At 63.5% G+C, this 22,747-nt stretch carries 14 protein-coding genes; 7 read left to right on the top strand and 7 right to left on the bottom strand.

Features of this window, described 5'->3' with window-relative positions; genetic code table 11:
- The first annotated feature begins 39 nt into the window (after positions 1 to 39).
- Together JL05_RS06420 and JL05_RS06415 are read left to right on the top strand one after the other, a co-directional pair.
- Entirely contained in the window at positions 40 to 1,719 is a 1,680-nt protein-coding gene (locus JL05_RS06420; RefSeq protein ID WP_033631958.1) for a ShlB/FhaC/HecB family hemolysin secretion/activation protein, read from the top strand.
- 45 nt (positions 1,720 to 1,764) lie between these two features.
- On the top strand, positions 1,765 to 6,588 hold the full coding sequence (locus JL05_RS06415) for a hemagglutinin repeat-containing protein (RefSeq protein ID WP_033631957.1): 4,824 nt from the start codon (positions 1,765 to 1,767) through the stop codon (positions 6,586 to 6,588).
- A 47-nt stretch (positions 6,589 to 6,635) separates the two neighbouring features.
- Here the strand turns inward: JL05_RS06415 and JL05_RS06410 are convergent, their stop codons facing one another.
- From JL05_RS06410 to JL05_RS06385, 6 genes are all read right to left on the bottom strand, one after another.
- Positions 6,636 to 8,285 (bottom strand): Na/Pi cotransporter family protein, encoded by a 1,650-nt coding sequence (locus tag JL05_RS06410; protein ID WP_004936675.1) that lies wholly within the window; start codon positions 8,283 to 8,285, stop codon positions 6,636 to 6,638.
- A 207-nt stretch (positions 8,286 to 8,492) separates the two neighbouring features.
- On the bottom strand, positions 8,493 to 9,485 hold the full coding sequence (locus tag JL05_RS06405; protein ID WP_033631956.1) for an ABC transporter ATP-binding protein: 993 nt from the start codon (positions 9,483 to 9,485) through the stop codon (positions 8,493 to 8,495).
- Positions 9,486 to 9,489: 4 nt separating this feature from the next.
- A complete protein-coding gene (locus JL05_RS06400; RefSeq protein WP_015379246.1) occupies positions 9,490 to 10,275 on the bottom strand; it encodes an ABC transporter permease in 786 nt (261 codons plus the stop codon).
- Between the two features lie 17 nt (positions 10,276 to 10,292).
- The gene (locus JL05_RS06395) at positions 10,293 to 11,138 is read right to left on the bottom strand and encodes an ABC transporter permease (protein ID WP_033631955.1); all 846 of its coding nucleotides are present in this window, start codon (positions 11,136 to 11,138) and stop codon (positions 10,293 to 10,295) included.
- The gene (locus JL05_RS06390) at positions 11,135 to 11,944 is read right to left on the bottom strand and encodes an alkaline phosphatase family protein (protein ID WP_021505156.1); all 810 of its coding nucleotides are present in this window, start codon (positions 11,942 to 11,944) and stop codon (positions 11,135 to 11,137) included. Before JL05_RS06390 ends, JL05_RS06395 begins: the two co-directional genes overlap by 4 nt.
- An 11-nt stretch (positions 11,945 to 11,955) precedes the next feature.
- Positions 11,956 to 13,017: an ABC transporter substrate-binding protein gene (locus JL05_RS06385; protein ID WP_033631954.1), complete on the bottom strand. Its 1,062-nt coding sequence runs from the start codon at positions 13,015 to 13,017 to the stop codon at positions 11,956 to 11,958.
- 190 nt (positions 13,018 to 13,207) lie between these two features.
- Here JL05_RS06385 and JL05_RS06380 point away from each other — a divergent pair, with 190 nt between their 5' ends.
- The gene (locus JL05_RS06380) at positions 13,208 to 13,918 is read left to right on the top strand and encodes a UTRA domain-containing protein (RefSeq protein ID WP_033631953.1); all 711 of its coding nucleotides are present in this window, start codon (positions 13,208 to 13,210) and stop codon (positions 13,916 to 13,918) included.
- A 38-nt stretch (positions 13,919 to 13,956) separates the two neighbouring features.
- Here the strand turns inward: JL05_RS06380 and metH are convergent, their stop codons facing one another.
- On the bottom strand, positions 13,957 to 17,652 hold the full coding sequence (gene metH / locus JL05_RS06375; RefSeq protein ID WP_139182600.1) for a methionine synthase: 3,696 nt from the start codon (positions 17,650 to 17,652) through the stop codon (positions 13,957 to 13,959).
- 196 nt (positions 17,653 to 17,848) lie between these two features.
- Here metH and iclR point away from each other — a divergent pair, with 196 nt between their 5' ends.
- The 4 genes from iclR (at position 17,849) to edd (ending at position 22,717) form a co-directional block, all read left to right on the top strand.
- Positions 17,849 to 18,679 (top strand): glyoxylate bypass operon transcriptional repressor IclR, encoded by an 831-nt coding sequence (gene iclR, locus JL05_RS06370; RefSeq protein ID WP_004936648.1) that lies wholly within the window; start codon positions 17,849 to 17,851, stop codon positions 18,677 to 18,679.
- A 251-nt stretch (positions 18,680 to 18,930) separates the two neighbouring features.
- On the top strand, positions 18,931 to 19,470 hold the full coding sequence (gntK, locus tag JL05_RS06365) for a gluconokinase (RefSeq protein ID WP_004936645.1): 540 nt from the start codon (positions 18,931 to 18,933) through the stop codon (positions 19,468 to 19,470).
- Positions 19,467 to 20,804, top strand: a complete 1,338-nt coding sequence (gene gntU, locus JL05_RS06360; RefSeq protein ID WP_015379253.1) for a gluconate transporter — start codon at positions 19,467 to 19,469, stop codon at positions 20,802 to 20,804. The genes gntK and gntU overlap by 4 nt, the downstream gene beginning before the upstream one ends.
- A gap of 98 nt (positions 20,805 to 20,902) precedes the next feature.
- Entirely contained in the window at positions 20,903 to 22,717 is a 1,815-nt protein-coding gene (gene edd, locus JL05_RS06355) for a phosphogluconate dehydratase (protein ID WP_033631951.1), read from the top strand.
- Positions 22,718 to 22,747 lie beyond the last annotated feature (30 nt).

The following is a 22,747-nucleotide window of genomic DNA, read 5'->3' as shown; positions in this document are numbered from 1 at the left end:
TGGGCTGGCTGCCCCGGCGGCCTCTCAGAATGGATTACAATGATAAAAAAAATCACCGCCTTGACGCTGCTGGTCAGCACGGCCCTTTCCGCCGAAACCCTGCCGGACTCCCACATGATGCGGGATATGTCGATGGGGGAGTCGCGCCGCGCGTTGCAAGACAGCACGCGTGAAGTCAACCAGTTGATTGAGCAACGCCGCTACCAGCAGCTGAAGCAACAGCGCCTGCTGGCGGAACCGGAACCGGCCGCGCCCGCACTGCCGCAGTCCGCGCAGTGCCTGCCGATCGCCGGTGTTTATCTGCAGGGAGTCACCCTACTCTCGCCGGCCGATTTGTCGGCCCTGAGCGCGCTGCCGGAACAGTGCATCAGCAGCAACGATATCAATCGCCTGACCCGTGAATTAACGCGTCTTTATGTGCAAAAGGGCTATATCACCGCGCGCGTGCAAATTGTTCGCCCTAATTCACAAGGAGAATTGGGGTTAAGCGTGACGGAAGGATTTATCGAGAAAATAGAAGGCGGCGATCGCTGGGTCAACAGCCGTTTATTATTTCCGGGGCTGGAAGGCAAGCCGTTGAAATTAACCGAGCTCGATCAGGGATTGGATCAGGCCAATCGTTTGCAATCGAATACCACCAAGCTGGATATATTGCCCGGCCGCCAGGTTGGTGGTTCGGTTATTCGTTTGCGCAATCAGCATGCCAAGCCCTGGCTGATTACCGCCGGCACGGATAATTACGGCCAAAAAAGCACCGGCCGGTGGCTGGCGCGCGCCACTGCCACGTTGGACAGCCCGTTTGGCCTATCGGACTTTGTCAGCCTGAACGCCAACAGCACGCTGGAAAACCCGGCTCACCGCTATAATCGCGCCTATACCCTGCTCTATTCGCTGCCGTACGGCGCGTTCACCTTCAGCGGGTTCGCCAGCTTCTCGTCCTATGAAAACCACCAGCAGCTGCCGCACAACGTGGTCAAACTGCACGGCCAGACCCAACAGTACGGGCTGCGCAGCGACTACGTGTTTTATCGCGATCACGATCAGATAGACAGCCTGAGCGGCCAGCTGACCTACAAGCGCATCGACAACTACTTCGAAAGCGTGCGCCTTGAGGTCAGCAGCCCAACGCTGACCCTGGCCGAACTGAGCGCCAGCCACCTGCAAATTCTGCCCAATGGCGTGTTCAGCGCCAACCTCAGCGTCGAGCAGGGGATGCCGTGGCTGGGGGCCGGCCGCCACCCGAGTTCGGTGCACCTCGACAGCCAGTTCACCAAAGGCAAGCTGTTCGCCAACCTCAGCCAGCGCCTCCAGCTGGGTGACGCCACCTATCAGCTCAACAATCTGTTCTATGGCCAGTACAGCCGCGACCCGCTGCCCGGCGTGGAGTGGCTGAGTCTCACCGATCGCAGCGCCGTGCGCGGCTTCAGCCGCAGCACCCAGTCCGGCGACAACGGCTGGTATCTGCAAAATACGCTGTCCCGCAGTTTCAATCTGGGTGCCACCACGCTGACGCCGCGCCTCGGCGCCGACGTCGGCCGCATTCTGCCGCGTCAGGACAACTCGGGCTGGCGCAGCAGCGCCGGTGTGAGCAGCGGCGCCACGTTACGTTACCGCCAGGCGCTGGTCGATCTCGAGGTCAGCCGCGGCTGGATTTTGTCTAACCACGCTACGCCGGAAGATCCCGTTCAGGTGCTGGCCCGCTTTTCTTACACCTTTTAATCAACAGTTTTGCAGGACCCCACGGCAATATACGGAGATACATGGATGAAAAATAATAACTTCAGACTTTCGGCGGCAGGCAAACTGGCCGCCGCGCTGGCGATTATTCTCGCCGCTTCCGCCGGCGCCTACGCCGCAGAGATCGTTGCGGCCAACGGCGCCAACGGCCCCGGCGTCTCCACCGCCGCCACCGGCGCGCAGGTGGTCGATATCGTCGCGCCGAACGGCAACGGGCTGTCGCACAACCAATATCAGGACTTCAACGTCAACCAGCCCGGCGCGGTGCTGAACAACTCCCGCGAGGCGGGACTGTCGCAGTTGGCCGGCCAACTGGGCGCCAACCCCAATCTGGGCGGACGCGAAGCCAGCGTGATCCTCAACGAAGTGATCGGCCGCAATCCGTCGCTGCTGCACGGCCAGCAAGAGATCTTCGGCATGGCGGCCGACTACGTGCTGGCCAACCCGAACGGTATCAGCTGTCAGGGCTGCGGATTCATCAATACCAGCCATTCCTCACTGGTGGTCGGCAACCCGCTGGTGGAAAACGGCGTGCTGCAGGGTTACAGCACCTTCGGCAACCGCAACACTCTGAGCCTCAATGGCACCCTGAACGCCGGTGGCGTACTGGATCTGATCGCGCCGAAGATCGACAGCCGCGGCGAAGTGATCGTGCAAGATTTCAAACATTCGAATGGTAAAGTGACCTCGGCGACGATCAACGCCATCAGCGGCCTTAACCGGGTAGCGCGCGACGGCACGGTGCAGGCCAGCCAACAGATACCGACCGCGCTGGACAGCTACTACCTCGGCAGCATGCAGGCCGGGCGCATCAACATCATCAACACCGCGCAGGGCAGCGGCGTGAAACTGGCCGGCTCGTTGAACGCCGGCGATGAACTCAAGGTGAAAGCCTATGATATCCGTAGCGAAAGCCGCGTCGACGACGCCAGCAGCAACAAAAACGGCGGCGATAACTATCAAAATTACCGTGGCGGCATCTACGTCAACGATCGCAGCAGCAGCCAGAAGCTGACCCGCACCGAGCTGAAAGGCAAGAACATCAGTCTGGTGGCGGATAATCACGCGCACCTCACCGCCACCGATATCCGCGGCGAAGACATTACGCTGCAGGGCGGTAAGCTGACGCTCGACGGCCAGCAGTTGAAACAGACCCAGGGCCACACCGACGACCGCTGGTTCTACTCCTGGCAATACGACGTCACCCGTGAGCGCGAGCAGTTGCAGCAGGCGGGCAGCACCGTCGCCGCCAGCGGCAACGCCAAACTCGTCAGCACCCAGGAAGACGTGAAGCTGCTGGGCGCCAATGTCAGCGCCGACCGCGCGCTGAGCGTCAAAGCGGCGCGCGACGTACACCTTGCCGGGCTGGTGGAGAAGGATAAATCCAGCGAGCGCGGCTACCAGCGCAACCACACCTCCAGTCTGCGTACCGGCAGCTGGAGCAGCAGCGACGAAAGCGAGAGCCTGAAGGCCAGCGAACTGCGCAGCCAGGGCGAACTGACGTTGAAAGCCGGCCGCAATGTCGCGACCCAGGGCGCCAGGGTACACGCCCAGCGCGATCTGACGATCGACGCGAACGAGCAGATTCAGATCGGGGTGCAGAAAACCGCCAACGCCAAAGCGGTGCGCGATGACAAAACCTCCTGGGGCGGCATCGGCGGCGGCGACAACAAGAACAACAGCAACCGCCGCGAGGTCAGTCACGCTTCCGAGCTGACCAGCGACGGCACGCTGCGCCTGAACGGTCAGCAAGGCGTCACCATCACCGGCAGCAAGGCGCGCGGCCAGAAAGGCGGCGAAGTCACCGCCACGCAAGGTGGCCTGCGCATCGACAACGCGCTGAGCACCACCGTGGACAAAATCGACGCGCGCACCGGCACCGTGTTCAACATCACCAGCAGTTCGCACAAGGCCGACAACAGCTACCAGAGCAGCACCGCCAGCGAGCTGAAGTCCGACACCAACCTGAAGCTGGTCAGCCACAAGGATGCCGACGTGATCGGCAGCCAGGTCGCCAGCGGCGGTGAACTGAGCGTCGAGTCGAAGACCGGCAACATCAACGTCAAGGCCGCCGAGCGGCAGCAGAACATCGACGAGCAGAAGACCGCGCTCACCGTTAACGGCTACGCCAAAGAAGCCGGTGACAAGCAGTACCGCGCCGGTGTGCGCATCGAGCACACCCGCGACAGCGAGAAAACCACTCGCACCGAGAATAGCGCCTCAAGCCTCAGCGGCGGCAGCGTGAAGCTCAAGGCGGAGAAGGACGTGACCTTCAGCGGTTCTCAATTGGTCGCCGACAAAGGCGGCGCCAGCGTCAGCGGCAACAAGGTTTCGTTCCTGGCGGCCGACGATAAAACGGCCTCAAACACCGAGCAAACCAAGATCGGCGGCGGTTTCTATTACACCGGCGGCATCGACAAACTCGGCAGCGGCGTGGAAGCCGGCTACGAGAACAGCAAAACCCAGACGCAAAGCAGCAAGGCGATCACCTCCGGCAGCGACGTCAAAGGCAATCTGACGATCAACGCCCGCGACAAGCTGACCCAGCAAGGCGCGCAGCACAGCGTCGGCGGCGCCTATCAAGAAAACGCCGCTGGCGTCGATCACCTTGCCGCCGCCGACACCGCCAGCACCACCACCACCAAAACCGACGTCGGCGTGAACATCGGCGCCAACGTCGATTACAGCGCCGTGACCCGTCCGGTCGAGCGCGCGGTCGGCAAGGCGGCCAAGCTGGACGCTACCGGCGTTATCAACGACATCGGCGGCATCGGCGCGCCTAACGTCGGCCTGGATATCGGCGCACAGGGCGGCAGCAGCGAAAAACACAGCAGCAGCTCGCAGGCGGTGGTCAGCTCGGTGAAAGCCGGCAGCATCGACATCAATGCCAAAGGCGAAGTGCGCGATCAGGGCACGCAGTACCAGGCGAGCAAAGGCGCGGTCAACCTGACGGCGGACAGCCACCGCAGCGAAGCCGCGGCAAACCGTCAGGACGAGCAGAGCCGCGACACCCGCGGCAGCGCCGGCGTGCGCGTCTACACCACCACCGGCAGCGATCTGACCGTGGACGCCAAGGGCGAAGGCGGCACCCAGCGCAGCAACAGCAGCGCCAGCCAGGCGGTGACCGGCTCGATCGACGCGGCCAACGGCATCAACGTCAACGTGAAAAAAGACGCGGTCTATCAGGGTACCGCGCTGAACGGCGGCAGCGGTAAAACCGCCGTCAACGCCGGCGGCGATATCCGCTTCGATCAGGCCAGCGACAAACAGAGCGAGAACCACAGCGGCTTTAACGTCAAAGCGTCCGCCAAAGGCGGCTTCACCGCCGACAGCAAAAACTTCGGCGCTGGTTTCGGCGGCGGCACCCACAACGGTGAAAGCAGCAGCAGCACCGCGCAGGTCGGCAACGTCAACGGCCAGGGTGTGGCGCTGAAGGCGGGCCGCGATCTGACGCTGCAGGGCACCAACGTCAAGAGCCAGGGCGACGTCAGCCTGAACGCGGGCAACAAGGTCGCGCTGCAGGCGGCGGAATCGACCCAAACGCGTAAGGAAAGCAAGCTGTCCGGCAATATCGATCTGGGCGCCGGCAGCAGCGACAGCAAGGAAAAAACCGGCGGCAGCCTCTCCGCCGGCGGCGCCTTCGACATCGCCAAGGTCAATGAGTCCACGACCGAGCGCCAGGGCGCCACTATCGCCTCAGACGGCAAGGTCACCCTGTCCGCCAACGGCAAAGGCGATGACGCGCTGCATCTGCAGGGGGCCAAAGTCAGCGGCGGCAGCGCCGCACTCGAAGCGAAAAACGGCGGCATCCTGCTGGAATCCGCCAAGAACGAGCAGCATAAGGACAACTGGAATCTGGGCATCAAAGCCAACGCCAGAGGCGGTCAAACCTTCAACAAGGACGCCGGCGGCAAGGTCGATCCGAACACCGGCAAAGACACTCACACGCTGGGCGCAGGTCTGAAAGTCGGCGTGGAGCAGCAGGATAAAACCACCCACGCCAACACCGGCATCACCGCGGGCGACGTGGCGCTCAACAGCGGCAAAGACACCCGCCTTGCCGGCGCGCGCGTCGACGCCGACAGCGTACAGGGCAAGGTGGGCGGCGATCTGCGCATTGAAAGCCGCAAAGACGTCGAGACAGGCGTGAAGGTGGATGTGGATGCCGGTCTGAGCCACAGCAACGATCCGGGCAGCAGCGTCACCTCCAAGCTGTCGAAGGTCGGCACGCCGCGTTACGCCGGTAAGGTGAAAGAGAAACTGGAGGCCGGAGTGAACAAAGTGGCCGACGCCACCACCGACAAGTACAACAGCGTGGCGCGTCGCCTTGATCCGCAGCAGGACACCACCGGCGCGGTCAGCTTCAGCAAGGCCGACGGCAAAGTCACGCTGCCGGCAACGCCGGCCGGCGAAAAACCGCAAGGCCCGCTGTGGGATCGCGGCGCACGCACCGTCGGCGGCGCGGTGAAAGACAGCATCACCGGTCCGGCCGGTCGCCAGGGGCACCTCAAGCTCAATGCCGACGTGGTGAACAACAACGCGGTTGGCGTGCAGTCGGCGATTGCCGGTAAGCACGGCGTGGCGCTGCAGGTCGGCGGCCAAACCCAACTGACCGGCGGCGAGATCCGCAGCCAGCAGGGCAAGGTGGAACTGGGCGGTAGCCAGGTCAGCCAGCAGGACGTCAGCGGCCAGCGCTATCAGGGCGGCGGCCGCGTCGATGCGGCGGCCACGGTAGGTGGACTGTTAGGCGGCGCGGCGAAGCAAAGCGTCGACGGCAACGTGCCGTTCGCCAGCGGCCATGCCTCAACTCAGCAGGCGGACGCCAAAGCCGGCGTGTTCAGCGGCAAATAACGCGCCCCCCAACGCAACGCCCCCGGTTAAAACCGGGGGCGTTTTTTTTACAGCGTGCTTGGGGTGTCTTCCCAGTCGCGATCGTCGTCTTTCGCATCCTGATCCAACACGTTGTAGGCCACGGCGCAAAACAGCGAGTTCAGGCGCTTCATGTCTCCCAACAATCCCAAATGCAGCGAACTGGTCTCGATGCTCTGCACGTTTTGCTGATGCAAACGATCGACGTGCGCATGCGCGTAGCGGCGATCCAGAATGCGGAAGCGGTGCTTGGAACGGCGCAGGCGTTTGGCGCTGGTGACGTCGCCGGACAGGAACACCGACAGCCCCAGACGCAGGTTGCCGATCAGCCGTTCGTGCAGCCCGTCCAGTTCCGCTAGCCCTTCCGCCGAGAAGGCGCGGCGCGCGGCGTGCGATTTGGCGCCCACGTCGCCGGCCATGCGCTCGATGATGTCGCCCGCCTGTTCCAGGTTAAGCGCCATTTCGATGATTTCCGCCCAGCGGCGCGAATCTTCCTCGCCCAGATCTTCCTTCTGGATCTGCGCCAGATACAGCTTGATGGCGGTGTACAGCACGTCGACGTCATCGTCGAGTCGCCGCACCTCTTTATCCACGCCTTGCTTACCGTGCAGCACTTCGCGCTGCAGGATCATCATGTGTTCCACCACGTCGCCCATGCGCAGCGTTTCGCGCGCCGCGTTGGCCAACGCCAGCGTCGGCGTATCCAGCGCGCTGGCGTCCAGATGGCGCGGCCGCATGCGCGGGTCGTCGGCCGCCACGTCGACGATCAGCCGTTCGCACAGCGTCGCCATCGGCCCGGCCAACGGGATCATCACCAGACAACGGATCAGGTTGTAAAACACGTGGAAATAGATCACCAGCTCTTCGCTGCCGCCCGGCAGTTGAGCCATCACATCCGCCAGATAGGAGACGAACGGCAACACCAGGATGCAGCCCACCAATTTGAACAGCAGGCTGCCGAGCGCCACGCGCCGCCCGGCGGCGTTCTGGCCGCTGGCGTTGATCATCGCCAGCAGGCCGCTGCCGAGGTTGGCGCCGATCACCAGACAGAGCGCTACCTTCAGCGAAATCACGCCGGTGGCGGTCAGGGTGGCGGTCAGCAGCACCGCGGCCAGGCTGGAATAGCTGACGATGGCGAACAGCGCGCCGGTCAGGGCGTCCAGCATCACATCGCCGGTCAGCGACGAGAACAGCACTTTCACCCCGGCCGCCTGGGTGATCGGCGTGGCGGCGGCGACGATCAGTTCCAGCGCCAGCACGATCAGCCCAAGGCCGATCAAGACGCGTCCGATCTGGCCGATCCGCATCTGCTTGCGGCTGAGGAACAGGAAGACGCCGACCAGGATCAGCAGCGGCGACAACCAGGAAAGATCGAAGGTCAGCACGCGCGCCATCAGCGCGGTGCCGACGTCGGCGCCCAGCATGATCACCAGCGCAGGCGCCAGCCCCACCAGCCCCTGCGCGACGAAAGAGGTCACCAGCAGCGCGGTGGCGTTGCTGCTTTGCACCAGCGCGGTCACGCCGATGCCGGAAACGAACGCCAGCGGTTTTTTCTCAACGCTGTCGCTCAACACGCGCCGCAGATTGGCGCCGTAAACCCGCATAATCCCGGTGCGCACGATGTGGGTGCCCCACACCAACAGCGCCACGGACGAAAGCAGGTGAAGAAGGGTCAGCACGGAAGATACGCTCCATTAACGCCCGGCCAAAGGAGGCTGATACCCGATGCCTGTCACGCGACGCAGAGAGGCGAGCCAAAGGATGACGGATACAGCGCGCGGTCCCGCCTGCCGGGCGTGGGTCTGGCAGGACAGCGGGCGGGCGGCAGACCGCAGAAGAGAAGGGTTAAGGCGGCGGTGGGAGAGCCCCGGCGCCGCGCTGCGAAGTCATGCAACTTCCCGCAATACAACAGGTTCCAAGTGTAGCCCAATTTCCGCGCCGTCGGGCCGCAGATCGGCCACCGAACGGTTGAGCACGTCAACCAGCAACTCTACCTCGCGAACCTGAATCCGATAGCGTACCACATTCCCGAGCAAACTGTGACCAAGGATCACCCCGCCGATCCCCTGTCCGGCCGGCAACAGGCCGATAGACTCTGGGCGGATCGCCACCTTGCCGGCATAGCTGCGCCCGGTCAGCCGGCCGGCCTGTTCGGCGCTCAGCAGGTTATAGTTGCCGATAAAACCGGCGGCGAAGGCGTCCGCCGGCTGGGTATACAGGGTTTCCGCATCACCGCTCTGCACGATCTGCCCCTTGTTCATCAGGACGATGCGATCCGACAGGGTCAGCGCCTCTTCCTGATCGTGGGTGACGAAGATCGCCGTCAGGTTCAGCTCGCGTTGAATGCGCCGGATCTGCTCGCGCAGATGTTTGCGGATGCGCGCATCCAGCGCCGACAGCGGTTCGTCGAGCAACAGCAGACGCGGGCGCGTGACCAGCGATCGCGCCAGCGCCACGCGCTGACACTGGCCGCCCGACAGCTGGTGCGGATAGCGCTTCGCCAGATCGCTCAGCTCCACCAGCGCCAGCACCTCCTGCACCCGCTGGCCGATCTGCCCGGCCGCCAGCTTCTGCATTTTCAGGCCGAAGGCCACGTTGCCTTCCACCGTCATATTGGGAAACAGCGCATAGCTTTGGAACACCATGCCGATGCCGCGCTTTTGCGGCGCCAGCGGCACCAGATCCTGGCCCTGCAGTAAAATTTGCCCGCTGTCGACCGGAGTCAGGCCGGCCAGACAGCGCAACAGCGTCGACTTGCCGCAGCCGCTTGGCCCGAGCAGGGTGACGAACTCCCCCTCTTCGGCGGTGAAATCGATATCCTGAAACACCTGGGTCTGGCCATAGTGTTTGTTCAGGCGAGTGACGTTGAGATAAGCCATCGGGTTAACCCTTGTTTTTATTCAGCAGGTTCGCCAGCCAGGTGACGAGCAGCACCACGGCGAAATAGGAGATGACCAGCGCGCTGGTGAAATGCCCGCTGCCGTTGCGCATATTGAACAGATAGACCTGCAGCGTTTCATACTGGCTGCCCACCAGCAGGTTGGCGAACACGAACTCGCCGATCAGGAACGAGAACGACAGCAGCACGGCGATCGTTCCGCCCTTGCGCAGATTCGGCAACACCACCCACAGCGCCGCCCGCCAGGTGCTGGCGCCGAGCAGGTGCGCGGCGTCCATCAGATCGCGCAGGTTGATCGCCTGCATGTTGTTGCTGATGGCGCGGTAGATAAACGGCAGCGCGATGGTGAAATAGCAACCCACCAAAATCCAGGGGGTGCCGAGCAGCGGCAGCGGATCGGCGGCGAACAGTTGCATCAGCCCCACCGCCGACACCACCGGCGGCACGGCGAACGGCAGCAGAATCAGCACGTTCATCACCGCGTCCAGCTTGGGGAAGTAGTAAGCGATCACAAACATCGCCGGCAGGATCACCACCACCGACAGCAGCAGCGTGCCGAAGCAGATCAGCAGCGAGTGCCACAGCGCCTGCAAAAAGCGCGGATCGCTCCACAGCGCCGTCAGCCACTTCAGGGTAAAACCGTCCGGCAAAATGGTGGCGCCCCACTGGGTAGCCAGCGCGTAAATCAGCGTCGCCGCCAGCGGCAGCAGCAGGATCAACAGCAGCAGGCCGGTCACCGTGCGGTGGTACAAGCGTTCAACACGCGACATGAGCATTCTCCAGCCGGTTATGAGCGCGCATTGAGGTAGCTCCTGCGCAGCATCCATTGGTGGATCACCGTGATAAACGCCATCATCACCACCAGCAGCATCGCCAGCGCGCTGGCCAGGTTCGGATCGAGGGAGATGTCCCCCGCCACCAGCGCCGAGATGCGGATCGGGATCACGTTGAAGTTGCCGGTGGTCAGCGCGTACACCGTGGCGTAGGCGCCCAGCGCATTGGCCAGCAGGATGACGAAGGTGCCCATCAGCGCCGGCGCCAGCACCGGCAGGCCGATATGCCGCCAGTAGCGCCAGGGGCCGGCGCCGAGCAGCGCCGCCGACTCACGCCAATCGGCGCGCAGCGCGTCGAACGCCGGATACAGCAGCAGCACCCCGAGCGGGATCTGGAAGTAGGTATACAGCACGATCAGGCCGCTCTTCGAATAGAGGTTGAAGCTCTCCATCAGGCCGTATTTGCGCAGCAGCAGCGTCAGGCAGCCGTTCAACCCCAGCAGAATGACGAAGGCGAACGCCAGCGGCACCCCGGCGAAGTTGCTGGTCATGTTGGTGAACGACATCACGAAGTCATGAAAGCGGGTCTGGCCGAGCTGGCGAAGTGAGTAACTGCCCACTAATGCAATCAGCAATCCGTAGACGCTCGACCACAGCGAGATCTCCAGCGAGAACTGAAAGGCCTGCAGGTAGAACGGAGAGGTGAGGATATCGACATAGTTGCCCCATCCCCAGCCGCCGGTCTCGCTGAAAAAGCTGTGAACGGCGATCCACACCAGCGGGGCGATCTGAAACGCGCCGAACAGCACGATAAACGGCAGCAGGCACAGCGCGGCGATCCATTTGGTTTTGCTGTTCATCGCGCATCCTGCGCCAGCAGCGCCCGGCAGCGCGGCTTGTCGTGCGGCGCCTGCAGCAGATCGCAGATCGTGCCGCACAGCTCGGTTTGCTGCGGATCGGCGTCGTCCAGGCTGAAGCCCGCGCCGAACACGAACAGCGGCACCTGGCGCTCTTCCGGCAACACCCCGCCGTGGCTGCGATCGTCGTTCATGCCGTGGTCGGCGGTGACCAGCACCTGATAACCGGCCGCCAGCCACTCGGGCAGGTAGCGCGACAGCGAGCCGTCGGCGCGCCGCGCCGCGTTGCGGTACTGCGGCGAAGAGAGGCCGAAGCGGTGGCCGGCGTCGTCGATGTTCATCGGGTGGATCAGCAGGAAATCCGGCTGATGACGCAGACGCAGGCTTTCGGCGTCGTCGAACAGATGGCTGTCGGGATAGCCGTCGTCGTAATAGAAATGCCCGTGCTGAATCGGCAGCTCGGGGGCGTCGGTATGGCGGTCGCGCGCGGCGTCGAACGGCGTGCGGTTATACAATTCGCTGAACCAATGATACGCGGCGGCGGCGGTGGTCAGCCCGGCGGCGCGCGCGTAATGAAACACGCTTTGTTGATGAGAAAGGCGCGAGACGTGGTTGTGCACCACGCCGCTCTCCACCGGCGTGACGCCGGTGAGGATGCATTCATACAGCGGCCGGGAGAGCGAGGGCAACTCGCTCTCCAGCAGGTACAACCGCCCGCGTCCCGCCGCGCATTCGGCCTGCAGATACCCCATGGCGTCGTGCGCCACCCGGTAGTTGAGGCCGTCCAGCAGCACGAGGATCGTTTTCATGGTGCGTTAACTCACTGCTGCATAAACATAATGACGTTTTCCTGCCACAGGCGCGGCAACGCTTTGGCGCTCTGTTCCCAGGCCGCCGGATCGGCGATCGGGTGCGCATTCTTGTACTGCTCGGCCGGCAGCAGCTTGGCCTTGACGTCGTCCGGCAGCGTCAGATGTTCGGCGCGGATCGGGCGGGCATAGCCGCGCGCCAGGTTGATCTGACCGGCGTCGGAGAAGATGTATTCGCGCGCCAGCTTGGCGGCATTCGGGTGCTTGGCGTATTTGTTGATGATGGTGGTGTAGCCGGAAGTGATCGAGCCGTCCGACGGGATCAGCACTTCAAAGCGGGTTTTGTCGATCTGATCGCGGTAGTTCAGACCGTTGAAGTCCCATACCACGCCGACCTGCACTTCCCCTTTCTCCAGCGATGCGATCACCGGGTTACTCAGGCTCAGGCGGCCGGCCTTGGCCAGCTTGCCGAAGAATTCCAGGCCCGGCTTGAGGTTTTTCTCGTTGCCGCCCATCGCATAAGTGGCCGCCAGCACGCCGCTGGCCGCCTGCGACGCGGTGCCGACGTCGCCGATGGTGACCTGATAGCTGCCCTTGAGCAGATCGGCCCAGCTGTGCGGGATGTCTTTCACCTGTTGCTTGTTAATGATGAAGGCGATGGTGCCGGTGTAAGCCAGCGCCCAGTGGCCGTCTTTGTCTTTCGCCCACTCCGGCACCTGATCCCAGGTGGAGGGTTTGTACGGCTGCGTTACACCCTTCTGCACCGCCACCGGGCCGAAGGCCGCGCCGACGTCACCGATGTCCGCCGTGGCGTTGTTCTTTTCCGCATCAAATTTGGCGATCTCCTGCGCGGAGCTCATGTCGGTATCGACATGCTTCAGGCCGTATTTGCTCAACAGATCTTGCCAGGTGCCTTTCCAGTTGGCCCAGCTGTCCGGCATGCCGACGCTGTTGACTTCGCCTTCTTTCTTCGCGGCCTGCTCCAGCGCCGCCAGATCGGTATCCGCGGCCCAGCTCATCTGGCTGGATAACACGATGGCACTGGTTAACACAGAAGCGCATAAACGTTTCATAACTGATGCTCCAGGTGGTAGTGTGGGGATGGCTGGACTAGTCCAGCAAGGACCAAACCAATCTAACGGACGAATGTGATAATTATATGTCAGCTTAAAAAAGCGACAGTTTTATCACCCATTGCAACGGCGAAAACGCGACGCTGGTCTACCTTAAAGGCCAAACGCACTGAAACGGGACACCCGCTGTATGAGTGAAGCACCGACGACCGTCGCCACCATCTGCCAAACGCTGCACGCCCGCATCACCGCCGGCGAGTTCGCCGCGGGCGGCAAGCTGCCCTCCGAGCGCGCCCTGAGCGAACAGTTCGCCACCACCCGAATTACCCTGCAGGAGGCGCTCGGCCAGCTGGAGGCGCAGGGCGTCATCTACCGCCAGATGCGGCGCGGCTGGTTTATCTCGCCGCCACGTCTGATCTATAACCCGCTGCAGCGCAGCCATTTTCACGCCATGGCGCAGCAACAGGGGCGCGCCGCGCATACCGAAGCGATCGACAGTGCGGTCGTCACGCTCGACGCGCCGCTGGCCGGCCGCCTGGCGCTTCCCCCCGGCGCCGAGGCCTATTGCATTCGCCGGCTGCGCTACATCGACGGGCGCGCGGTGCTGTACTGCGAGCACTATCTCAATCCGGCCTATTTCCCCGGCATTCTGGACGAAGATCTGACCCAGTCGCTGACCGCGCTGTACGCCGCACGCTACGGCATTCACTACGGCCGGGTACGTTTCGACATGCTGCCCACCCTGCTGCCGCAGCAGGCCGCCGCCATGCTGAAGGTGACCTACGGCAGCCCGGCGCTGTTCATTACGCGGGTGAATCGCGATCAACATGACCGGGTGATCGATTGCGACCTGGAGTATTGGCGGTACGACGCGCTGCACATCGATGTGGAAGCGCTGTAAATGACAAGGGCGCATCGCTGCGCCCTTAAAGAGGAAGGTCAGTCGGCGTCGTAGCCGAGGTTTGGCGCCAGCCAGCGTTCGACCTCGCTCACGCTCATCCCTTTACGCGCCGCATAGTCTTCCACCTGATCGCGCTGGATCTGCGCCACCGCGAAGTACTTGCTCTCAGGATGGCTGAAGTACCAGCCGGACACCGCCGCCCCCGGCCACATGGCGAAGGACTCCGTCAGTTCCATGCCGGTGTGGCGGTTGACGTCCAGCAGCTGCCAGATGGTTGCTTTTTCGGTGTGCTCCGGGCAGGCCGGGTAGCCCGGCGCCGGCCGGATGCCCTGATAGTTTTCGCGGATCAGCTCTTCGTTGCTCAGGTTCTCGTCGGCGGCATAACCCCAGTGCAACTTGCGCACCTGTTCGTGCAGGTATTCAGCGAAAGCCTCCGCCAGACGATCCGCCAACGCCTTGACCATGATTTTGTTGTAATCGTCGTGCTGTGCGTCGTACGCCGCGGCCAGTGCGTCCTCCTCCAGCCCGCCGGTCACCGCGAAGGCACCGAAGTAGTCGGCCTTACCGCTGCTTTTCGGCGCCACAAAGTCCGCCAGACAATAGTTCGGGAAGTCGGTTTTTTCCGTCTGCTGGCGCAGATGGCGGCTCACCGCCAGCACCTCGCCGCGCTGTTCGTCGCGGTACACTTCCACGTCGTCGCCGACGCGGTTGGCCGGGAACAGGCCGTAAACGCCGCGCGGGTTGAGGCTGCGCTCGGCGGCCAGCCGATCCAGCATCTGATTGGCGTCGTGGAACAGGCGCTTGGCCTCTTCCCCCACCACCTCGTCTTCCAGGATGCGCGGGTATTTGCCCGCCAGCGACCAGGTCATGAAGAACGGCGTCCAGTCGATATAATGGCGCAGCGTCTCGATGCCTGCCGACACAGGGAAGACGCCAAGCTGCCGTGGCGCCGGCGGCTGATAGTCGGCCCAGTCCAGCGCCATGGCGTTGGCGCGCGCCTTGTGCAAATCGACCGGCGGCGTGCGCGGTTTTTTGCGCGCGTGCTGAATGCGCACCGTTTCATACTCTTTGCGGGTGCGCGCCACAAACTCATCGCGCTGGGTGGCGGACAGCAGCGCCGCCACCACGCCCACGGTGCGCGAGGCGTTTTGCACGTAGGTGGTCGGGCCGCTGTAGTTCTGCTCGATTTTCACCGCGGTGTGCGCCTTGGAGGTGGTGGCGCCGCCGATCAGCAGCGGCAGCGTAAAGCCCTGGCGCTCCATCTCTTTGGCCACGTTGACCATCTCGTCGAGCGACGGCGTGATCAGCCCCGACAGGCCGATGATGTCGACGTTCTCCTCGCGCGCGGTGCGCAGGATTTTCTCCGTCGGCACCATCACGCCCAGATCGACGATTTCATAGTTGTTGCACTGCAGCACCACGCCGACGATGTTCTTGCCGATGTCGTGCACGTCGCCCTTCACCGTCGCCAACAGGATTTTCCCCGCGGAGGTGCCCTGCTGCTTGCTGGCCTCGATGTACGGTTCCAGGTAGGCCACCGCCTGCTTCATCACGCGGGCGGATTTCACCACCTGCGGCAGGAACATCTTGCCCTCGCCGAACAGATCGCCGACCACGTTCATCCCCGCCATCAGCGGCCCTTCGATCACTTCGATCGGGCGTTCGGCCTGCTGCCGCGCTTCTTCGGTGTCCAGTTCGATAAACTCGGTGATGCCCTTCACCAGCGAATACTCCAGCCGCTTTTCCACCGGCCAACCGCGCCACTCCGCCTGCTGCACCGCCGCTTCGCCGTCTTTGCTGCCGCGGTACTTTTCCGCCAGCTCCAGCAGGCGTTCGGTGCCGTCCTCGCGACGGTTGAGGATCACGTCCTCTACCGCCTCGCGCAGCTCGCCAGGCAGATCGTCGTAAATCGCCAGCTGCCCGGCGTTGACGATGCCCATGTCCATGCCGTTGCGAATGGCGTGATACAGGAACACCGCGTGGATCGCCTCGCGCACCGGATCGTTGCCGCGGAACGAGAACGACACGTTAGACACGCCGCCGGAGATCATCGCGTGCGGCAGGTGGGTTTTGATGTCGGCGCAGGCTTCGATAAAGTCGACGGCGTAGTTGTTGTGCTCTTCGATGCCGGTGGCGACGGCGAAGATGTTCGGGTCGAAAATGATGTCTTCCGGCGGGAAACCGACGCGTTCGGTCAAAATTTTATAGGCGCGGCGACAGATCTCGAACTTGCGCTCGCGCGTGTCCGCCTGGCCCACTTCGTCGAACGCCATCACCACCACCGCGGCGCCATAGCGGCGCACCAGCCGGGCGTGGTGGATAAAGGCCTCTTCGCCCTCCTTCATCGAGATCGAGTTGACGATGCCCTTGCCCTGAATGCACTTCAGGCCTTTCTCGATAACGGACCACTTGGAGGAGTCGATCATGATCGGCACCCGGGCGATATCCGGCTCGCCGGCGATCAGGTTGAGGAAGCGCACCATCGCCGCTTCGGCGTCGAGCATCCCCTCGTCCATGTTGATATCGATGATCTGCGCGCCACTCTCGACCTGCTGGCGCGCCACGTCGAGCGCCTCGTTGTATTTCTCTTCTTTGATCAAACGCTTGAAACGTGCCGAACCGGTGACGTTGGTGCGCTCGCCGACGTTGACGAACAGCGTGTTGGCGTCGATGGTCAGCGGTTCCAGACCGGCCAGGCGGCAGGCGACCGGGAGCGCCGGCAGCCGGCGCGGCGGCACGCCCTCGACCGCCTTGGCCATCGCGGCGATATGTTCCGGCGTGGTGCCGCAGCAGCCGCCGATGATATTGAGGAAGCCGGCCTGCGCCCACTCCCCGACCTGGCGCGCCATCTCGGCCGCATCCAGATCGTACTCGCCGAAGGCGTTCGGCAAACCGGCGTTCGGGTGCGCGGTGACGTAGGTCTCCGAGATGCGCGCCAGCTCGGCGACGTACTGACGCAGCTCATCCGGCCCCAGGGCGCAGTTCAGGCCGAAGGTCAGCGGCTTGACGTGGCGCAGCGAATTGTAAAACGCTTCGGTGGTCTGGCCGGACAGGGTGCGGCCGGAGGCGTCGGTGATGGTGCCGGAAATCATGATCGGCAGTTCCACCCCCAGCGCTTCGAATTCGGTTTCCACCGCAAAAGCGGCTGCCTTGGCATTCAGGGTGTCGAAGATGGTTTCGATCATGATCAGATCGACGCCGCCCTCCACCAGCGCGCGGGTCGATTCGCGGTACGCCGCCACCAGTTCATCGAACGAAATGTTGCGAAATGCCGGATCGTTGACGTTCGGCGAGATGGACGCGGTGCGGTTGGTCGGCCCCAGCACCCCGGCGACGTAGCGCGGTTTTTCCGGCGTGCGCGCCGTCCATTCGTCGGCGCAGGCGCGCGCCAGGCAGGCGGCCTGATAGTTAATCTCGGCGGACAGCGACTCCATGTGGTAGTCAGCCATGGCGATGGATGTGGAGTTGAAGGTATTGGTCTCAAGGATATCGGCGCCCGCCTCAAGATAGGCGTAATGAATGGCGGTGATCACTTCCGGCTTGGTCAGCACCAGCAGATCGTTATTGCCTTTCAGATCGCTGCGCCAATCGGCGAAACGCTCACCGCGGAAATCGCGCTCGTCCAGGCGATAGCTCTGGATCATGGTGCCCATGCCGCCGTCCAACACCAAAATGCGCTGCGCTAACTGGCGGCGCAGTTGTTCTACTCGATTCGTCACTGTAACCCCTTCCATTGCCATCCAGCCCATTGCTCAACTGCCGCAAAAACCAACGAGTCATCCTAGCACAGCTTGTAAGGACAAAGGGCCAGGCGGCAATTGAGAGTTTTTCAGGTTGTGCGCCAACACCTCCGATGAGCTGACGGCGGCTTGCAATTCATCGACAAAAAACGAAAATGAATTCCATCATACGGAAAAAGGAATCTCACCCATGGCCACCCCTGCTCCCGCCAAGCGCGGCAAGAAGCCCCGCGCAGCAGCCCCCGCCGCCAGTGCGGCGACCGGTCAGGTACAATCGTTGACCCGTGGCCTGAAACTGTTGGAATACATTTCGGAAGCCCAGGGCAACGTGGCCCTGACCGATCTGGCCCAGCAAGCCGGCCTGCCGAACTCCACCACTCACCGCCTGCTCACCACCATGCAGCAGCAGGGATTCGTGCGCCAGGTCGGCGATCTCGGCCTGTGGACCATCGGTTCGCACGCCTTTGTGGTCGGCAGCAGCTTCCTGCAAAGCCGCAACCTGCTGGCGATGGTGCATCCGACGCTGCGCCGCCTGATGGAAGAGTCCGGCGAAACCGTCAACCTGGCGGTGCTGGATACCAGCGAGTACCAGGCGATCATCATCGATCAGGTGCAGTGCACGGCGCTGATGCGCATGTCGGCGCCGATCGGCGGCAAACTGCCGATGCACGCCTCCGGCGCCGGTAAAGCGTTCCTCGCCACCCTGCCGGACGATCAGGTGACCAAACTGCTGCACAAGAAAGGCATGCACACCTACACGCCGCATACCCTGACGCCGCACAACCTGAAAGAGGGGCTGGCGCAGATCCGCAAGCAGGGCTTCTCCTTTGACGACGAAGAGCACGCGCTCGGGCTGCGCTGCGTGGCGGCCTGCATCTTCGACGAGCACCGCGAAGCCTTCGCCGCCATTTCCATCTCCGGCCCGGTGTCGCGCATCACCGACGATCGCGTGATCGAGCTGGGCGCGCTGGTGATCCACGCGGCGAAAGAGATCAGCCTGGCCTACGGCGGCGTGCGTTAATCCCGCTCATCCGAGGGGCGCCCAGCGCGCCCCTGCTCCCCTGCCATGCTCTGTTGTCAGCATGTAACAGGCTGTCGGCATCCTGTTTAGCGCACAGGAAAAAAGCTTGAAGCCGATCACAGTTAACGATCCTCACGGCGAAAGCCCATTGCAACCGCTCAAACTTCCTTCGACAATGTTACCGATAACATGTTACCGGTAACAATCAAACTGAACGAAGGTAACGTCACCCGGTGTTTTGGAGCTAAGCCATGACCAACAATCAAAATCGCATTTACGTCGTTATGGGCGTTTCCGGCAGCGGCAAGTCCGCCGTCGCCGCCGCCGCGGCCCGCCAACTCTCCGCCGGCTTCCTCGACGGCGACTTCCTGCACCCACGCAGCAACATCCTGAAGATGGCCGCCGGCGAGGCGTTGAACGACGACGATCGCGCGCCGTGGCTGGCCGCGCTCAACGACGCCGCCTTCGCCATGCAGCGCACCAACAACGTGTCGATCATCGTCTGCTCGGCGTTGAAAAAGCAGTATCGCGACCGCCTGCGCGCCGGCAACGGCAACCTGTCGTTCATCTATCTGCACGGCGAGTTCCCGGTGATCGAATCCCGCCTGGCGGCGCGCAACGGCCACTTCTTCAAGCCGCAGATGCTGGTCACCCAGTTCGCCGCGCTGGAGCAGCCGGGCGCCGACGAGAACGACGTGATGGCGATCGACATCAATCAGCCGCTGGACGCTGTGATCGCCGATACCGTGCGCCATATCCAAAGTTTCCTGCCGCAGGACGTGTGCGCGTGAGTACTGTAACGCTGGTCGGTACCGCAGTCGGCTCGGTTTTACTGCTGTTATTCCTGGTGATGAAGGCGCGCATGCACGCCTTCGTCGCGCTGATGCTGGTGTCCATCGCCGCCGGCATTTTCTCCGGCATGCCGCTGGAACACATCGCCGACACCATGCAAAAAGGCATGGGCGACACGCTGGGCTTCCTGGCGATCGTGGTGGCGCTCGGGGCGATGTTCGGCAAGATCCTGCATGAGGTCGGCGCGCTCGATCAAATTGCGGCGCAATTGCTGAAACGATTCGGACAAAGCAAGGCGCACTACGCGCTCGGCATCGCCGGGCTGATCTGCGCGCTGCCGCTGTTCTTCGACGTGGCGGTGGTGCTGCTGATCGGCATCGTGTTCGCCGTGGCGCGCCGCACCGACGGCAATATCGTCAAGCTGGCTATTCCGCTGTTCGCCGGCGTGGCCGCCGCCGCCTCCTTCCTGCTGCCGGGGCCGGTGCCGATGCTGCTGGCGTCGCAGATGAAGGCCGATTTCGGCTGGATGATCGCCATCGGCCTGGTGGCGGCGGTGATCGGCATGCTGATCGCCGGCCCGCTGTACGGCAGCTTTATCAGCCGTTTCGTCAACTGGCCGATGCCGCCGGAAGAGAATGAGCCGACGCTGACCAAGGGTAATCTGCCGTCGTTCGGCTTCAGCCTGGCGCTGGTGCTGTGCCCGCTGGTGCTGGTCGGCATGAAAACCATCGGCGCGCGGCTGGTCACCCCCGGCTCGCAGCTGCAGCAGTGGCTGGAGTTTATCGGCCACCCGTTCACCGCCATCCTGCTGGCCTGCCTGATCGTGATTTACGGCCTGGCGAAACCGCGCGGCATGAGCAACGAACAGACGCTGGCCATCTGCTCCGCCGCGGTGCAGCCGGCCGGGATCATCCTGCTGATGACCGGCGCCGGCGGAGTGTTCAAGCAGATCCTGGTGGATTCCGGCGTCGGGCCGGCGCTGGGTGACGCCATGATCGGCGCCGGCCTGCCGATCGCCGTAGCCGCATTCGCGTTGTCCGCCATGGTGCGGGTGATCCAGGGCTCGGCCACCGTCGCCTGCCTGACCACCGTCGGCCTGGTGCTGCCGGTCACCAGCCAGCTTGGGCTCAGCGGCGGGCAACTGGCCGCGCTGGCCATCTGCATTGCCGGCGGCTCCATCGTGCTGAGCCACGTCAACGACGCCGGCTTCTGGCTGTTCGGCAAATTCACCGGCGCCAACGAACTGCAAACGCTGAAAACCTGGACGGTGATGGAAACCATTCTGGGCAGCGTCGGCGGCGCCATCGGCATGATTGCATTCACGATGTTTTAAATCCTAAATCGCCCCCGGCCTTGCACACCAGGGCTGCAAATCCCCCCCGGGGGCACCGCCACAGGCGGCGACTATAACAACAGCAATGTGAGGAAGGCATGATTAATCCAACCTTGTCCCGTGTCACACAGCGCATCATCGACCGTTCCCAGGCCAGCCGCGCCGCCTATCTGGCGCGTATCGAGGCGGCCCGCTCCCAAACCGTCCACCGCGCGCAGCTCGCCTGCGGCAACCTGGCCCACGGTTTCGCCGCCTGTCAGCCCGATGACAAGGCGTCGCTGAAAAACATGGTGCGCAGCGATATCGCCATCATCACCGCCTACAACGACATGCTATCGGCCCACCAGCCGTACGAACATTACCCACAGCGGCTGAAACAGGCGCTGAAGGCGGTGGGCGCCGTGGGCCAGGTGGCCGGCGGCGTGCCGGCGATGTGCGACGGCGTGACGCAGGGGCAGGACGGCATGGAGCTGTCGCTGATGAGCCGTGACGTGATCGCCATGTCGGCCGCCGTCGGCCTGTCGCACAATATGTTCGACGGCGCGCTGTTCCTCGGCATCTGCGACAAGATCGTGCCGGGGCTGGTGATGGCCGCCCTCTCCTTCGGCCACCTGCCTGCGCTGTTCGTGCCGGCCGGCCCGATGAGCAGCGGCCTGCCGAACAAGGAAAAAGTGCGCGTGCGCCAGCTGTACGCCGAGGGCAAAGCCGACCGTTTGGCGTTGCTGGAAGCCGAGGCTGCCTCTTATCACGGCATCGGCACCTGCACCTTCTACGGCACCGCCAACACCAACCAGATGGTGATGGAAGTGATGGGTCTGCATCTGCCGGGCGCCTCCTTCGTCCATCCTGACACGCCGCTGCGCGACGCGCTGAACGACGCCGCCGCGCGCCAGGTGACCCGACTGACCGATACCGCCGGCAGCTACCTGCCGATCGGCCGCCTGGTGGACGAGAAAGTGGTGGTGAACGGCATTGTCTCACTGCTGGCGACCGGCGGCTCAACCAACCTGACCATGCATCTGGTGGCGATGGCGCGCGCGGCGGGCATCATCATCACCTGGGATGATTTCTCGGAGCTGTCGGAGGCGGTGCCGCTGCTGTGCCGCATCTACCCGAACGGCCCGGCCGACATCAACCAATTCCAGGCCGCCGGCGGCGTGCCGCTGGTGGTGCGTGAGCTGCTGCAACACGGCCTGCTGCACGAAGACGTGCACACCGTGGCCGGTTTCGGCCTGCGCCGCTACACCCAGGAACCGTGGCTGGACAACGGCCAACTGGTATGGCGCGAAGGCGTGGCCGGCTCGCTCGACGCCAGCGTGATCGCCAGCGTGGCCCAGCCGTTCGAACATCACGGCGGCACCAAAGTGATGGCCGGCAATCTGGGCCGCGCGGTGATGAAAACCTCGGCGGTGCCCGCCGACAACCAGATCATCGAAGCGCCGGCGGTGGTGTTCGACAGCCAGCACGATATCGTGCCGGCGTTCGAAGCCGGCAAGCTGGATCGCGATTGCGTGGTGGTGGTGCGCTTCCAGGGGCCGCAGGCCAACGGCATGCCCGAGTTGCACAAGCTGATGCCGCCGCTGGGTGTGCTGATGGATCGCGGCTTCAAAGTGGCGCTGGTGACCGACGGCCGCCTGTCCGGCGCCTCCGGCAAGGTGCCTTCCGCCATTCACGTCACCCCGGAAGCCTATACCGGCGGCCTGCTGGCGAAAGTGCGCGACGGCGATCCGATCCGCGTCAACGGCCGCAGCGGCGAACTGCAGGTGCTGGTCGACGCCGACGAGTTGGCGCGGCGCACGCCATGCCAACCCGATCTGAGCGCGGAACACATCGGCTGCGGGCGCGAGCTGTTCGGCGCGCTGCGCAGCCAGCTGTCAGGCGCCGAGCAGGGCGCCTGCTGCATCAAATTTTAATCGATAGCCTGGCCGCATCGCCGCCTGGCG

The organism is Serratia nematodiphila DZ0503SBS1, from assembly GCF_000738675.1.
Classification (GTDB): domain Bacteria; phylum Pseudomonadota; class Gammaproteobacteria; order Enterobacterales; family Enterobacteriaceae; genus Serratia; species Serratia nematodiphila.
The sequence above is the reverse complement of the archived record's forward strand: the minus strand, read 5'-3'. Positions and strand labels throughout refer to the sequence as shown.